Below are 14,896 nucleotides of genomic sequence, written 5' to 3' on the forward strand. Positions count from 1 at the left end.
CACCACGGTGGCGCGGCCGTCGGCCTGCCCGGGCCGTCGGATCAGAGCGTCGTGTAGTCCACCTGGATCGAGAAGATGTCGTGGCCACCGGACCGGAGCGTCCCGGTGAACCCGCTCTCGTGGGCCTCGGGCTCGGTGGGTGGCGACGGTTCGACGTCCACCGTGCAGGTCTGGCCCGCCGCGGCGAGATGATCCGCCCGCAGCCGGAAGCGACCCGCCTGCCATCGGGCGTCGGGCCCCGCAGCGGCCTGAAGGACATGGTCGAACAGCGCGAACGTCGCGTAGCCCGCCACGGAGACGGGCAGGGCCGGGAACCCGTCGAAGTGCCCCCGGCACATCGCCGCCTCCACCGCCAGCTTGGCCGTGGCGCTGCGGGCGTCGGCCGCGACGTCCACGAGCGGTGCGGGGGCGCTGTACGGGCTGGCCGGCTCCGTGGCGTCCAGTGCGGTGGCCGGGCCCATCAGGCGCCGGAACACGGGCTCCGACATGACGAGGTACTCGAGATCGAGCCGCGCCACGAGACTCCCGTCGGCGTCGCGCAGCTCGGTCTCGGCGACCGCGCGGTTGCGGCCCGTCATGCGGGCGGCCGCCGTCCCGTGGAGCGTGGTCAGCGCCCCGACCGGCGGATACATCCGGCCCACCCCGCGGTGCGCGAGGTAGTAGTGCCGTCCGGCGCCCGGGTTGCTGGTGGCGGTGGCGGAGAGGCCGAGGATGGCGAGGTGCCGCCCTGCCTCCGCGATGTTGATCAGGGTCGCCTGGCGTCCGGTGGGCGTCTGGACCGGGACCGTGGCGGTGGCCAGCCCGGGGGCGGGGCTGACCAGGTCACCGAGCGCGTAGTACGGCGGCGTCACGCAGATCCGCGGACTGATCTCCGCGTAGGCCACCGTGGTGCTGTCGACAGAGGTCATGCGGGTGCCTCCCGAACATAGCCAGCAGTGCTCCAACTGGCATCATGTGCACCAGGGGGCGCTCAAGACCATTGCCCGGTCAGGACTCTTCGGTCAAAGTTTCCACATGGCGAAGTATTGGCGCCCTACTCCGCGAGGCCGCCGATCACCACGTCCCACTGGCGCACGCTGCGCTCGGCGATGACGCCCCGCACCTGGAACGGGTCTGCGTCCAGGATGCGCAGCGCGTCCTCTGCGGACTCCGCCTCGACGACGACCAGCGCGCCGACCCCGCCGTCGACCGGTCCCGAGGCGCGCACGATGCCCTCCGCGTTGAGCCCGCGCAGGAAGTCGCGGTGGCTGGGGCGGACCTCGTCACGGGTCGCCACGTCATCGGAGTAGGTGTAGCTCACGGCGTAGATGCTCATGGGCGCCAGCCTGCCATCACGACGGCGGAGCCGGTTAATTCTTGATGAAGTTGCACCGTCCGTGACGAAGTCGCTCGTCACGAGGCCGCCGCACCGCCACACTCGGACCATGGACGCACGTGAGAACCACTTCGACCTCGTCGTGATCGGCTCCGGCCCCGGCGGCCAGAAGGCCGCCATCGCTGCAGCCAAGCTCGGCAGGCGGGCGGCCGTGGTCGAGCGGCGCGACCACGTCGGCGGCGTCAGCCTGCACACGGGCACCATCCCGTCCAAGACCCTGCGCGAGGCGGTCCTGTACCTGACCGGCCTGCACATGCGCGACGTGTACGGCTCCAGCTACCGGCTCAAGGACCGCATCACCGTCCAGGACCTGCTCGCGCGGCTCCAGCACGTCATCGGCCGGGAGGTCGAGGTGGTGCGCAGCCAGCTCGCGCGCAACCAGGTCGAGACGGTGGTGGGCAGCGCCCGGTTCACCGGCCCGCACGACGTGGAGGTGACGGACGGCGAGGGCGACGTCGTCCGGCGGCTGTCCGCCGACAAGCTGGTCGTGGCTGTCGGCACCAGGCCCGCGCGGCCCGCGAACATCGCGTTCGACGGCGTCCGCGTGGTCGACTCCGACGGCATCCTCGACATGACGGAGGTGCCGCGGACCATGGTCGTGGTCGGCGCGGGGGTGATCGGCATCGAGTACGCGTCGGTGTTCGCGGCGCTCGGCACGCGCGTCACCGTCGTCGAGGCGCGGGACAAGATCCTCGACTTCTGCGACTCCGAGGTCGTCGAGGCGCTCAAGTTCCAGCTGCGCGACCTGTCGGTGACCTTCCGGCTGGGGGAGACCGTCGAGTCGGTGACGGCGGGCAGCGGCGGCACGGTCACCGCGCTCGCCTCCGGCAAGCGGATCCCCGCCGACTGCGTGCTCTACTCCGCCGGGCGGCAGGGCGCCACCGACGGGCTCGACCTCGCCGCGGCGGGGCTCGAGGCGGACGGGCGCGGCCGCCTGCAGGTCGACAAGCAGTTCCGCACCGGCGTCGAGCACATCTACGCCGTCGGCGACGTGATCGGCTTCCCCGCGCTCGCCGCCACCTCCCAGGAGCAGGGGCGGCTCGCGGCGTACCACGCGTTCGGCGAGCCGATCTCGTCGCTGCTGGAGCTGCAGCCGATCGGGATCTACACGATCCCGGAGATCTCCTACTGCGGGGACACCGAGGACCAGCTCACCACCGCCGGCGTGCCGTACGAGGTGGGGGTCGCGCGTTACCGCGAGCTGGCGCGCGGGCAGATCGTCGGCGACTCCTACGGGATGCTCAAGCTGCTCGTCTCGACCGAGGACCGCAAGATCCTCGGCGTGCACGTGTTCGGGACCGGGGCCACCGAGATCATCCACATCGGACAGGCGATCATGACCACCGGCGGCACCGTGGACCATCTGGTCGACACGGTGTTCAACTACCCCACGCTCGCGGAGGCCTACAAGGTCGCAGCGCTCGACGCGACGAACAAGATGCGGGACGTCGAGCGGTTCGGGTTCTGACGGCACCGGGCCGGGCTGGGGCCGGCCGGGTCGGGCCAGGCCGCGGGTGAAATTCCGCGTCGGGTGATCCGGTCGCGAGCGACCTGGCCGCGGGCGAAACGGCACGGTGACGCCGTTCACAAGCGGCCGCGCGACCGTTACGCCGTGTTCGTCCGTGCGCGGTCCTGATCACGGGGTGAACCAGTCTGCCTGTTCCCCTTGCAGTGTTGGACGTTCGTCCGGTTGACTTGCTCATCGTGGTGGTCTCGGAGGTGTCGACCCGGTTGGCCGCCGCGGTCCGGGCCGCCCGCACGGTGGTCCGCCGCGGCCCTCTCACGGCTGCTGCGGACGAGCCGCTGGACGGCATCCGGCGCCCGACCGCCCTGCTCGACCCGGCCCGGGCCGTGGTCCCCTTCATGGGTCGCGAGCAGGAGCTCGACGAGCTCCGCACGTGGGCCGAGAGCCCGGCGTCGATCAGCCTGCGGCTCATCGTCGCTCCCGTCGGCTTCGGCAAGACCCGCCTCGCGAACGAGTTCGGCAGCCGGCTGGGCGAGTCCGGCTGGACCGTCGTCCCCGTGCCGCGCGGCAGGGAGGCCGCCACGGTCCGCGCACGGCCGCCGGGCGACGTGCTCTTCATAGTGGACAACGCGGCGACCCGGCTGGGCCTCGGCGCGATGCTCGACGCCCTGGCCCGCCCCGGCCGTGGCCGCGTTCGCGTCCTCCTGCTGGCCCGGGTCGCGGGGGAGTGGCTGCGCCGGCTGCGCTGGGGCTCGATGCTGTGGCCGCTGCTCGAGCGGGACGGCGCGACGCAGGTCCCGCTGGACCTGGCACTGGCGCCCGGCCTGCCGGACCGCGCGGTGCTGGAGGCCGCGACCGCCGCGTTCGCCGAGTGCCTCGGCGTCGAGAACCCCGGCGTGTCCGCCGTGCGCATGCCGGAACCGGTCGGCGGGACTCGTGTGATCGACCTGCACGCCGCCGCGGCCCTGGCCGCCCTCGGGGCGGCAGGGATCCAGGTCCCGGCCACCGAGCTGAACCCGGTGCGCGGTCTCCTCGAGGTGGCCGCGAGCTCGTGGACGCGGTCGGCGCGCGAGGCCGGTCTCGAGCTGACCGTCGACGAGGTCAAGGACGTCGTGGCCGCGGTGTGCCTGCTGGGTGCCGACGACGCGGCGAGCGTGCGCGACGTGCTGCGCAGGGTGGTCCCCGGGGTGCCCGGCCGCGCCGGTACGCAGTGGCTGCTCGGCCTGCAGCGTCCGGTGACGGGGCTGGAGGCGAATGCCGTCGGGCACGGCCGCGTCGGGGACGTGCTCATCGCCGACCGGTTCGGGCGGTCGGTCGCCCTGGTCGGCTCGTGCACGTGGGGCCTGTCCAGGAAGGCGGCGCTGCGCGTGGTCCACGTGGCCCGCCGGCTGGAGATCGAGCTGTCGGAGACGCCGGGGGTCGGCGCGCTGGCGGCGGAGCTCCTGCGCCGCGCGGCCGACTCCTACGGGGACGACCCACGCGCCCTGCGGACGTCGTTCCTGCTCAAGCCCCGCGGCGTGATGGACGTGTCGACCGACGACGTGGACAGGGCCGAGCGGTCGGTCGCGGCGGCCCGGGACGCGGCGGGCCGGGCCGAGGCGCTCACCGACCTGGGCATGGCGCTCAGGGACGACGCGCGCCTCGCCGAGTCGCTGGACGCGCTGGAGGCGGCCGTCGCCGCGTGGCGCCGCCTCGCGGCGGGCGACCCGGACCGGTACCGCACGGCCCTGGTGGGGGCGATCAACGCCCTCGGCGTCGCACACTGGCGAGCCGGGATGACGAAGGACGCGCTGGCCGCGCAGCTCGAGGCGGTCGAGCTGACCCGGGCGGCGGACGAACGGGACACCGGCTGGATCGAGGCCGAGCTGGCCCGCGTCCTGATGAGCCTGACCGTCGTCCTGAGCGACACGGGTCCTCCCCAGGAGGAGGACGCGCGGTTCATGGAGCTGCTCCCGATCCTCCGGAACCTGGTGCGGCGCGACCCGCGGCAGTGGGGCGTCTTCCTGACGACCGCCCTGTCCAACCGCGCGGTGACGCTCACGGAGAGCCGCCCGGAGGAGGCCCCCGCGTTCGCGCTGGAGGCGGTCGAGCTCAGCCGCAGGATGGTGCTGCAGGCGCCCGAGCGGTACCGGCAGGAGCTCGGGTTCGCGCTGACGAACCTCGCCAACTCGTACGCGGCGCTCGGCCGTGACCGGGAGGCGATCGAGCCGCTCGGCGAGGCCGCGGCCCTGCGCCGCCAGCTCGCCCGCGAGAATCCCGCCGCGCACACCTGGACGCTCGCCTACACGCTCGCGTCGCTGGGCGCGGTACGGTCCCGGCTCGGCGACCTGGACGAGGCGATATCCCTCGAGCGCGAGGCCGTGCTGCTGCGCCGTCGGCTCGCGCGCGAGAACCCCGCGCGGTTCCGCAGGATGCTCGCCGCCTCGCTGTCGAACCTCGCGGTCACGCACTCGCGTGCCGGGGAGCCGGACGAGGCGCTGCCCCTCGAGCAGGAGGCGGTGGCGATCCGGCGCGGCCTGGCGGCGGAGGGGCACCCGGGCGAGGAGTACCTGGCGCGCTCGCTGTCCAACCTGGGGGTGCTCTACTCGGAGCTCGGCCGGGCCGAGGACGCCGTCGCGCCCACCGAGGAGGCTGTGGCCCAGCTGCGGCTGCTCGCCGCCCACGACCCCGAACGTTTCGAGCCGGACCTCGCCGACGCGCTGCTGAACCTCGGCGCCGCGCTCATCGACGCGGGGCGCCCCGAGGAAGGCGTCGAGCCGACGGCGGAGGCCGTACGCGTCCGCCGCGGGCTCGCGCGCCGGAGCCCCGACCTCCACCTGCCAGGTCTCGCCTCCGCCCTCTCCAACATGGCCTCGGTGCACCTCGACCTCAACATGCTGGACTCCGCGGCCGAGTACGCCCAGGAGGTCGTGGACGTCCGGCGCCGGCTCGTCGACGGGTCCTACGCGCACGAGCAGGACCTCCTGCGGGCCCTCGACCTGCAGGCCCGCGTACGCCGGTCGGGTGTCTCCGACGGCCGGGCGGTGCGCTGAGGCCCTGCGGGCGCCGGGCGGGTGTCGCGCGGGTGTCGCGCGGGTTCCGCGTCGGGTGTCGGGCCGGGTGTGACGAGTCCGTCAGCGTGATCCTCGTCCCGTTTCCTAGAACAGGCGTGCGAATGTCAGTGGGTCGCCCTAGGATGCCTCTGTGAGCAATCGCCTCGTCGTCTCGGGTGCCCGAGAGCACAACCTGAAGAACGTCTCCCTGGACCTGCCCAGGGACCAGCTCATCGTGTTCACGGGGCTGTCGGGCTCCGGCAAGTCGTCGCTCGCGTTCGACACGATCTTCGCGGAGGGGCAGCGCCGGTACGTCGAGTCGCTGTCCGCGTACGCGCGCCAGTTCCTCGGCCAGATGGACAAGCCGGACGTCGACTTCATCGAGGGGTTGTCGCCCGCGGTGTCGATCGACCAGAAGTCGACCAACCGCAACCCGCGCTCCACGGTCGGCACCATCACCGAGGTCTACGACTACCTGCGTCTGCTGTTCGCGCGCGCCGGCACGCAGTACTGCCCGGTGTGCGGCGAGAAGGTCCAGTCGCAGACGCCGCAGCAGATCGTGGACCAGATCCTCGAGCTGCCCGAGAACACGCGGTACCAGGTGCTGGCACCCGTCGTGCGCGGCCGCAAGGGCGAGTACGCGGACCTGTTCAAGGAGCTGCAGGCCAAGGGCTTCTCGCGAGCCCGGGTCGACGGCGAGGTCGTGCAGCTCACCGACCCGCCAACGCTGGAGAAGAAGCTCAAGCACGACATCGAGGTCGTCGTGGACCGGCTCGTGGCGCGCGACGGTGTGCAGCGCCGGCTGACGGACTCCGTCGAGACCGCGCTGACCCTGGCGAACGGCCTCGTGATGATCGAGCTCGTGGACGCCGACGTCGACGACCTGACCCGCACCCGCAAGTTCTCCGAGAAGCGGGCCTGCCCGAACGAGCACCCCCTCGCGCTCGACGAGATCGAGCCGCGGACGTTCTCGTTCAACGCACCGTACGGCGCGTGCCCGGAGTGCACGGGCATCGGCTTCCGGCTGGAGGTCGACCCCGACCTCATCGTGCCGGACGACGAGCAGACGCTGCGCGGCGGCGCCGTCGCCCCGTGGGCGCAGACGTCGTCGGAGTACTTCGAGCGTGTGCTGACGGCGCTCGCGGAGGAGATGAAGTTCTCCATGGACGTGCCGTGGCGGGCGCTGCCCCAGCGGGCGCGGGACGCGATCCTGCACGGGCGCGACCACAAGGTGCACGTCAAGTACAAGAACCGGTGGGGTCGCGAACGGCAGTACTCGACCGGGTTCGAGGGTGCCGTGACGTTCCTGGAGCGCCGGCACCGCGAGACCGACTCCGACCTGTCCAAGGACAAGTACGAGGCCTACATGCGCGAGGTGCCGTGCCCCACGTGCGGTGGCGCGCGGCTCAAGCCGGAGGTGCTCGCGGTCAAGATCGACGGGCTGTCCATCGCCGACGTCAGCCGCCTGCCGGTGGGCGAGGCCGCCGAGTTCCTCAAGGGCATCGTGCTCGGGGTGCGCGAGGCGCAGATCGCGACCGAGGTCCTCAAGGAGATCCACGCGCGGCTCGGCTTCCTCCTCGACGTCGGTCTGCACTACCTCACGCTGGAGCGCCCGGCAGGCACCCTGTCCGGCGGCGAGGCCCAGCGCATCCGGCTGGCCACCCAGATCGGTTCCGGGCTGGTTGGTGTCCTGTACGTGCTGGACGAGCCGTCCATCGGGCTGCACCAGCGGGACAACCGCCGCCTGATCGACACGCTGACCCGCCTGCGCGACCTGGGCAACACGCTGATCGTCGTCGAGCACGACGAGGACACGATCCGCGCGGCGGACTGGATCGTCGACATCGGCCCGGGCGCGGGCGAGCACGGCGGCAAGGTCATCCACTCGGGTGACTACGCGGGCCTGCTCGAGGCGAAGGAGTCGATGACCGGCGCGTACCTCGCCGGGCGGCGCTCCATCCCGGTGCCGGCCGTGCGGCGGCCGATCGACCACGACCGGCAGGTCACGGTGATCGGCGCGCACGAGAACAACCTGCGCGACGTCGACGTGTCGTTCCCGCTCGGGGTGCTGACCGTCGTGTCGGGCGTGTCCGGCTCCGGCAAGTCCACCCTGGTCAACTCGATCCTGTACACCGTCATGGCGAACCAGCTCAACGGTGCGCGGCGGGTCGCGGGGCGGCACCGGCGCGTGACGGGTCTGGACCAGCTCGACAAGGTCGTGCACGTGGACCAGGGGCCGATCGGGCGTACGCCGCGATCCAACCCCGCCACGTACACGGGCGTCTGGGACCGGATCCGCAAGATCTTCGCGGAGACCGAGGAGGCCAAGGTCCGTGGTTACGGTCCTGGCCGGTTCTCGTTCAACGTCAAGGGCGGCCGCTGCGAGGCGTGCGCGGGCGACGGCACCATCAAGATCGAGATGAACTTCCTGCCGGACGTCTACGTGCCGTGCGAGGTCTGCCACGGCGCGCGGTACAACCGCGAGACGCTGGAGGTGCACTTCAAGGGCAAGACGGTCGCCGACGTGCTCGACATGCCGATCGAGGAGGCCGCCGAGTTCTTCAAGGCGTTCCCGGCGATCTCCCGGCACCTGTCCACCCTGGTCGACGTCGGCCTGGGGTACGTGCGGCTCGGGCAGCCGGCGCCCACTCTGTCCGGTGGCGAGGCGCAGCGCGTCAAGCTGGCGGCGGAGCTGCAGAAGCGGTCCTCGGGCCGGTCGGCGTACGTCCTGGACGAGCCGACGACGGGCCTCCACTTCGAGGACGTCCGCCGGCTGCTCGGCGTGCTGCAGTCGCTGGCCGACAAGGGCAACACGGTCATCGTGATCGAGCACAACCTCGACGTCATCAAGAACGCCGACTGGGTGATCGACATGGGGCCGGAGGGCGGCAGCGGCGGCGGTAACGTCGTCGCGCAGGGCACGCCCGAGGCCGTGGCGGCGGTGCCCGAGAGCCACACCGGGACGTACCTCGCGGAGATCCTCGAGGTGCACGCCCAGGCCGGCGAGGTCCCGGTGCTGCCGCCGGCGAACGGCAGGCCGAAGCGCAAGCCCGCGGCGAGGAGCGCGACCAAGGCGAAGGCGGGCGCCACGGCCTGACGATCGGACGCGGCTAGCTCGTGGCACGGATCTCGAACACGGCCACGTCGTCGGCGGCAGCGGCGAACTCGTCCGGGTCGGGGCCGCTGACCAGGCCGATCTCCTGGAAGAAGAAGACGCCGTGGGGTACCTGCGTGGGGAACGCACGCATGACCGTGCGCCGCAGCTCGGGGTCCGTGACCTCGCGGAGGTCCACGCGGTGGTGACGCCGGCCGCGGGCGAGCTGCCCGTGGCCGGCGTGCCGCGCGTTGCGGGCCCAGTCCGACTCGGCGAGCCCGGCGATCACATAACGGTGCTCGTCGACCGTCAGGGGGGAGACGGGCGTCGCTCGCGGGGCGCCCGAGACGCGCCCTGGCACCGTGAGCACGTGGATGGTGCCCAGCGGTAGCCCGAGTCGCTGGAGGGCCTTCACGATGCGGTTGGCGGTCGGCAGCCACGTCGGGAGCGGGGAGTGGCGGGACATCGGATTCCTTCGGTCGTCGAAATTATTATTTCGAGCGTAGAATAGTTCGGGTGTCAAAGCAATCACTGGTCGAGCGGGCCGCGAAGGCGGTGGAACGGTTCGGTGCTGCAGCTGACGTCGTCGACGACGCGGCGGCGGACGCGTTCGGGATCATCCGCACCGATCTGCGGATCATCGGAGAGCTGGTGGACGCCGGGGGAAGGATGACGGCGGGGCAGGTCGCCGAGGCGACCGGCTTGAGTCCGGCCGCGACCACGGCGGCCGTCCAGAGGCTGGTGGAGCACGGGTACGTCGTCCGCGAGCCCGACCCCGCCGATCGCCGGCGGGTCACGGTCACCCTCACGGCGGCCGCCGAGCAGCGGGTCGAGAGCGTCTACGGGCCGGTCGCGGAAGACGGGACGGCTGAGCTGCGTCGTCGGACGGTCGCGGAGCTGGAGGTCATCATCGACTTCCTGGAGCGGGGGTACGCGCTGCAGCTCGAGCAGGCGGCCAGGATCCGGGCGATGGGGTGAGCCCGGAACCGCGGTGTGATCGAGGGCACCAGCCGCTACGCTGGGCCCATGAGCGGAGCCACGCATGACTACGCCGTGACGGTGCGATGGACGGGTGCGGGGGATGCGGGTACGACGTCGTACACCTCGTACTCCCGCGACCACGAGATCGACCTGCCGCACAAGCCGCCCCTGCTCGGATCGGCCGACCCGGCCTTCCGGGGCGACCCGGCCCGGAACAGCCCGGAGGAGCTCTTCGTCGCGAGCCTGAGCCAGTGCCACATGCTGTGGTTCCTGCACCTGGCGGCGGAGTCGGGCCTGGTCGTGCGCGAGTACACCGATGCGGCGACCGGCACCATGCGCGTCGAGTCGCGCGGCGAGGGCGCGTTCACCGACGTGACGCTGCACCCGAAGGTCGTCGTGGACCCGGGTGAGCTCGCGACGGACGAGCACCTCGCGGCCCTGCACCACAAGGCGCACGCGATGTGCTTCATCGCCCGGTCGGTGAACTTCCCGGTCCTCGTGGAGCCGACCCCGGTCCACGTCACCGTCTGACCCCTTACCAGCGTTGGGTGCTGGGTATTTGCGCCTCCGGAGCCGGATCGGGCGCAGATAGCCAGCACTCAACACTGGGGCGCGTGCGTTCTTGTCAGTGGCACCGCATAGGTTGGGGGCATGGCGGATCCAGCTACCTATCGACCCAAGGCGGGAGAGATCCCGACCTCGCCCGGCGTCTACCGGTTCCGAGACGAGCACGGCCGGGTCGTCTACGTGGGCAAGGCGAAGAACCTGCGCCAGCGCCTGGCGAACTACTTCCAGGACGTCGCGAACCTGCACGAGCGCACCCGGCGGATGGTGACGACGGCGGCGTCCGTCGAGTGGACGGTGGTCGGCACAGAGGTCGAGGCGCTCGCCCTGGAGTTCACCTGGATCCAGCAGTACGACCCGCGGTTCAACGTGAAGTACCGGGACGACAAGTCGTACCCGTACCTCGCGGTGACCCTGGGGGAGGAGGTGCCGCGCGCCCAGGTCATGCGGGGGGCCAAGCGCAAGGGCACCCGCTACTTCGGCCCGTACGGGCACGCCTGGGCCATCCGGGAGACGCTCGACCTGCTGCTGCGCGTCTTCCCGATCCGGACGTGCTCGGCCGGCGTCTACAAGCGCGCCGGGCAGTCGGGCCGGCCGTGCCTGCTCGGGTACATCGACAAGTGCTCCGCGCCCTGTGTCGGCCGCATCAGCGTCGACGACCACCGGGCCCTGGTCCTGGACTTCTGCGACTTCATGGCGGGCGACACCGCCAAGTTCGAGCGGCGGCTCACCAAGCGCATGCAGGAGGCGGCCGCGGAGATGGAGTACGAGCAGGCGGCCCGCCTGCGCGACGACATCGAGGCCCTGCGGCGGGCCACCGAGAAGAACGCCGTTGTGCTCGGCGACGCCACCGACGCCGACGTCTTCGCCCTCGTGGGGGACGAGCTCGAGGCCGCCGTCCAGGTGTTCCACGTCCGCGGGGGCCGCATCCGCGGCCAGCGGGGCTGGATCGTCGAGAAGGTCGAGGACATCACCGACGGCGAGCTCGTGGAGCACCTGCTGCAGCAGGTCTACGGGGCCGCCGACGAGGTGGACGGGGTGGAGGCCCGTGACGCGGTGCCGCGCGAGGTCCTCGTGCCGGTGCTGCCGCCCGACCTCGAGCAGGTCGGCACCTGGCTCAGCGGGCTGCGGGGCGCGCGCGTCGACGTGCGGGTACCGCAGCGCGGCGACAAGAAGGAGCTCGCGGCCACCGTCCGCAAGAACGCCGAGCACGCGCTCATGGTGCACCGCACGCGCCGAGCGGGTGACCTCACGACCCGCTCCCAGGCCCTCGCGGAGATCCAGGAGGCGCTCGACCTGGACTCGGCGCCCCTGCGCATCGAGTGCTACGACATCTCGCACACCCAGGGCACCTACCAGTCGGCGTCGATGGTGGTGTTCGAGGACGGCCTGGCCCGCAAGAGCGAGTACCGCTCGTTCAGCATCCGCGGGTCGGACGGCGACGGCGCCCGCGACGACACCGAGGCCATGCACGAGGTCATCACGCGCCGCTTCAAGCGCTACCTGGCCGACCGCCTGAAGTCCAACGACGTCGAGATGGCCGCCGAGCTGTCCGGCGGCGAGCTGTCCGGCGGCGAGGTGGCCGCCGACGCGCCGGAGGAGAAGGCACGGTTCGCGTACCCGCCCAGCCTCGTCGTGGTCGACGGCGGACCGCCCCAGGTCGCCGCCGCGAAGCGGGCGCTGGACGAGCTCGGCATCACCGACGTCGCGCTCTGCGGCCTGGCCAAGCGCCTGGAGGAGGTGTGGGTGCCGGGGGAGGACTACCCCGTCATCCTGCAGCGTTCCAGCGAGGGCCTGTACCTGCTGCAGCGTGTCCGGGACGAGGCGCACCGGTTCGCGATCACGCAGCACCGCAGGCGGCGCAGCAAGGGCATGACGGCCTCCGTGCTCGACGACGTCCCCGGGCTCGGCCCGGCGCGCAAGAAGGTGCTGCTCACCCACTTCGGCTCGCTCAAGCGGCTCAAGGCCGCGAGCGTCGAGGAGATCGCCAGCGTGCGCGGCATGGGGGACAAGACGGCGGAGGCGGTGGTCGCGGCCCTGAAGGCCTGACGCTGGCATGCTTGGCCCCATGAGCAACACCGAGCCGTCACCCATCACCGCACCCGAGGGCATCGCCGAGGTCGAGGCCGCCACGCACAGCCCGGAGCACAGCGAGCCGCAGGTGCTGGTGATCACCGGAATGTCGGGCGCCGGCCGGTCGCGCGCGGCCGCCGTGCTGGAGGACCTCGACTGGTACGTCGTGGACAACCTGCCGCCGATGATGCTCGTGCCCCTGGTCGACCTCATGGCCAAGGGTTCGAGCATCGAGCGCATCGCCGTCGTGGTGGACGTGCGCGGCCGGCAGTTCTTCTCGGAGCTCGACAAGGTGCTCGTGCACATGACCGAGGCAGGGGTGGCCTACCGGATCCTGTTCCTCGACGCGAGCGACGAGGTGCTCGTGCGCCGCTTCGAGCAGGTCCGCAGGCCGCACCCGCTGCAGGGCGAGGGCCGCATCCTCGACGGCATCGCGGAGGAGCGGTCCGTCGTCGCGACCCTGGCCGCACGGGCCGACCTGCGGATCGACACCTCGGACCTGTCGGTGCACGACCTCGCGAGGGAGATCCGCGGATGGCTCGCGCACGACATCAACGAGGTGCTGCGCGTCAACGTCATCTCGTTCGGGTTCAAGTACGGCATACCCCTGGACGCCGACCACGTGGTGGACGTACGGTTCCTGGCCAACCCCTACTGGATCACCGAGCTGCGGCACCTGACGGGGCGTGACCAGCCGGTACGCGACTACGTGCTCGCCCGACCGGGCGCCGTCGAGTTCATCGACCGCTACGTCGACGCCCTGGCTCCGGTGCTCGCCGGCTACCTCAACGAGGAGAAGCGCTACGTGACCATCGCCGTGGGATGCACGGGAGGCAAGCACCGCTCCGTCGCCATCTCCGAAGCCATCGCCGACCGACTCCGTGCCCGAGGCCAGCTCGTCTCCGTCTCGGCACGTGATCTGGGCCGCGAATGATCCCGCACGCGCCAGGGGTGCCGGACGTCCCGGCACCGGAGTGGAGCAAGAACCCGTCGGTGGTCGCCCTGGGCGGTGGCCACGGACTGTCCGCGAGCCTGTCGGCCCTGCGCCTCATGTCCGACCGCCTCACGGCGGTGGTGACGGTCGCCGACGACGGCGGCTCCTCCGGGCGTCTGCGTGACGAGCTCGACGTGCTGCCGCCCGGCGACCTGCGGATGGCGCTCGCCGCCCTGTGCGACGACTCCGAGTGGGGTCGTACCTGGAGCGCGATGCTGCAGCACCGCTTCGCGTCGTCGGGCGAGCTGGACAACCACGCCATGGGCAACCTGCTGATCGTGGCGCTGTGGGAGCTGCTCGGTGACGAGGTCGAGGGCCTGGACTGGGTCGGCCGGCTGCTCGGTGCCCGGGGCCGGGTGCTGCCGATGGCGTCGGTGCCGCTGGTGGTCGAGGCGGACGTACGGCACGCCGCCGCGCCCGGCGAGCCCGAGCCCGAGCTGGAGACCGTGGTCGGGCAGAGCCGCGTGGCGGTCACCGAGGGCCGGATCGAGCAGCTCCGCCTGCTCCCGGCGGACCCGCCGGCGCCACCGGAGGCGGTCCAGGCGGTGCTCGACGCCGACTGGGTGGTCCTTGGCCCCGGGTCCTGGTACTCCTCGGTGCTGGTGCACCTGCTCGTGCCCGCGATCGCCGAGGCCCTGCACGTCACGAAGGCGCGACGCTGCGTGACGCTCAACCTGTCCCCGGAGAACGGCGAGACGGAGGGCCTCACCGCCGTCGACCACCTGGAGGCCCTGCACAAGCACGCGCCCGGCCTCAGGATCGACGCGGTGCTCGCCGACCCGTCGGCGGTCGAGGACGTCACGGCCCTGGAGGCCGCCGCGGCGTCCATGGGTGCGCGCGTGATCATGCGGCAGGTCCGCCGCGGCGACGACACGACCAAGCACGACGGGTTGCGCCTGGCCGCCGCCTACCGCGACGTGTTCGAGGGCGTCTACGGCGACGTCTGACCGTGCGGATCGCTCTCGGCAGGCCGTTCGTGCGGTCCGCTGCCGCGCTCGGTCGCGCTCGCCTCTGCGGCCGAGGCGTGAGGTAGACGTTTGTAGTGGGTGCCGGGAAGGCTGAATCTCGTTCGGCTCTGGACTGGCTGTGCGGGCTGATCTGAACTGTTCAGCCTGGCTGAACTGAGTTGGGCTGAGGTGACCGAACTTCGGGAGACCTGGCACCTTCTCGTCGGGTCGTCCTTGCCCGGAGAGCTGCGGGATCGACCCCAGGTGACGAGCGCCAGTCCTGCGCCCGGTGGGCGTTCCGTCCGAGATGCGAGACCGTTCCCGACCACCGTTGACATGCCCCGGGGCCCGACGTACTTTCCCGCACACCG

Annotated in this window: 11 protein-coding genes; 8 read left to right on the forward strand and 3 right to left on the reverse strand. The window is 71.9% G+C overall.

Annotated elements, in window-relative coordinates; genetic code table 11:
* Positions 1-41: 41 nt before the first annotated feature.
* Positions 42-908: a hypothetical protein gene (locus tag ACFWE2_RS11775; protein ID WP_377224413.1), complete on the reverse strand. Its 867-nt coding sequence runs from the start codon at positions 906-908 to the stop codon at positions 42-44.
* A gap of 125 nt (positions 909-1,033) precedes the next feature.
* Positions 1,034-1,315, reverse strand: a complete 282-nt coding sequence (locus ACFWE2_RS11780) for a YciI family protein (protein WP_377224414.1) — start codon at positions 1,313-1,315, stop codon at positions 1,034-1,036.
* A 109-nt stretch (positions 1,316-1,424) separates the two neighbouring features.
* On the opposite strand from ACFWE2_RS11780, the gene sthA reads away from it, so the two are divergent.
* From sthA to uvrA, 3 genes are all read left to right on the forward strand, one after another.
* The gene (gene sthA, locus ACFWE2_RS11785) at positions 1,425-2,843 is read left to right on the forward strand and encodes a Si-specific NAD(P)(+) transhydrogenase (protein ID WP_377224415.1); all 1,419 of its coding nucleotides are present in this window, start codon (positions 1,425-1,427) and stop codon (positions 2,841-2,843) included.
* 251 nt (positions 2,844-3,094) lie between these two features.
* Positions 3,095-5,872: a tetratricopeptide repeat protein gene (locus tag ACFWE2_RS11790; protein WP_377224416.1), complete on the forward strand. Its 2,778-nt coding sequence runs from the start codon at positions 3,095-3,097 to the stop codon at positions 5,870-5,872.
* A 151-nt stretch (positions 5,873-6,023) separates the two neighbouring features.
* Entirely contained in the window at positions 6,024-8,969 is a 2,946-nt protein-coding gene (uvrA, locus tag ACFWE2_RS11795) for an excinuclease ABC subunit UvrA (RefSeq protein ID WP_377224417.1), read from the forward strand.
* 13 nt (positions 8,970-8,982) lie between these two features.
* Here the strand turns inward: uvrA and ACFWE2_RS11800 are convergent, their stop codons facing one another.
* Positions 8,983-9,432, reverse strand: coding sequence for a nitroreductase/quinone reductase family protein (locus tag ACFWE2_RS11800; protein WP_377224418.1), 450 nt, complete (start codon positions 9,430-9,432; stop codon positions 8,983-8,985).
* Between the two features lie 50 nt (positions 9,433-9,482).
* On the opposite strand from ACFWE2_RS11800, the gene ACFWE2_RS11805 reads away from it, so the two are divergent.
* From ACFWE2_RS11805 to yvcK, 5 genes are all read left to right on the forward strand, one after another.
* The gene (locus ACFWE2_RS11805) at positions 9,483-9,944 is read left to right on the forward strand and encodes a MarR family winged helix-turn-helix transcriptional regulator (protein WP_377224419.1); all 462 of its coding nucleotides are present in this window, start codon (positions 9,483-9,485) and stop codon (positions 9,942-9,944) included.
* 48 nt (positions 9,945-9,992) lie between these two features.
* Positions 9,993-10,478, forward strand: a complete 486-nt coding sequence (locus tag ACFWE2_RS11810; protein ID WP_377224420.1) for an OsmC family protein — start codon at positions 9,993-9,995, stop codon at positions 10,476-10,478.
* Between the two features lie 120 nt (positions 10,479-10,598).
* Positions 10,599-12,560, forward strand: a complete 1,962-nt coding sequence (gene uvrC, locus ACFWE2_RS11815; protein ID WP_377224421.1) for an excinuclease ABC subunit UvrC — start codon at positions 10,599-10,601, stop codon at positions 12,558-12,560.
* Positions 12,561-12,579: 19 nt separating this feature from the next.
* The gene (gene rapZ, locus ACFWE2_RS11820) at positions 12,580-13,518 is read left to right on the forward strand and encodes an RNase adapter RapZ (RefSeq protein WP_377224422.1); all 939 of its coding nucleotides are present in this window, start codon (positions 12,580-12,582) and stop codon (positions 13,516-13,518) included.
* Complete coding sequence (gene yvcK / locus ACFWE2_RS11825) at positions 13,515-14,525, forward strand: uridine diphosphate-N-acetylglucosamine-binding protein YvcK (RefSeq protein WP_377224423.1); 1,011 nt, start codon at positions 13,515-13,517, stop codon at positions 14,523-14,525. The genes rapZ and yvcK overlap by 4 nt, the downstream gene beginning before the upstream one ends.
* The last annotated feature ends 371 nt before the right edge of the window (positions 14,526-14,896 follow it).

The sequence above is a fragment of the Promicromonospora sp. NPDC060271 genome, from assembly GCF_042726755.1.
In the GTDB taxonomy this organism is placed as follows: domain Bacteria; phylum Actinomycetota; class Actinomycetes; order Actinomycetales; family Cellulomonadaceae; genus Promicromonospora.

Coding starts and splice junctions, on each gene's coding strand:
- ACFWE2_RS11775 (WP_377224413.1), bottom strand. CDS start 908: ATGACCTCTGTCGACAGCACCACGGTGGCCTACGCGGAGATCAGTCCG.
- ACFWE2_RS11780 (WP_377224414.1), bottom strand. CDS start 1,315: ATGAGCATCTACGCCGTGAGCTACACCTACTCCGATGACGTGGCGACC.
- ACFWE2_RS11810 (WP_377224420.1), top strand. CDS start 9,993: ATGAGCGGAGCCACGCATGACTACGCCGTGACGGTGCGATGGACGGGT.
- uvrC (WP_377224421.1), top strand. CDS start 10,599: ATGGCGGATCCAGCTACCTATCGACCCAAGGCGGGAGAGATCCCGACC.
- yvcK (WP_377224423.1), top strand. CDS start 13,515: ATGATCCCGCACGCGCCAGGGGTGCCGGACGTCCCGGCACCGGAGTGG.
- ACFWE2_RS11800 (WP_377224418.1), bottom strand. CDS start 9,432: ATGTCCCGCCACTCCCCGCTCCCGACGTGGCTGCCGACCGCCAACCGC.
- rapZ (WP_377224422.1), top strand. CDS start 12,580: ATGAGCAACACCGAGCCGTCACCCATCACCGCACCCGAGGGCATCGCC.
- sthA (WP_377224415.1), top strand. CDS start 1,425: ATGGACGCACGTGAGAACCACTTCGACCTCGTCGTGATCGGCTCCGGC.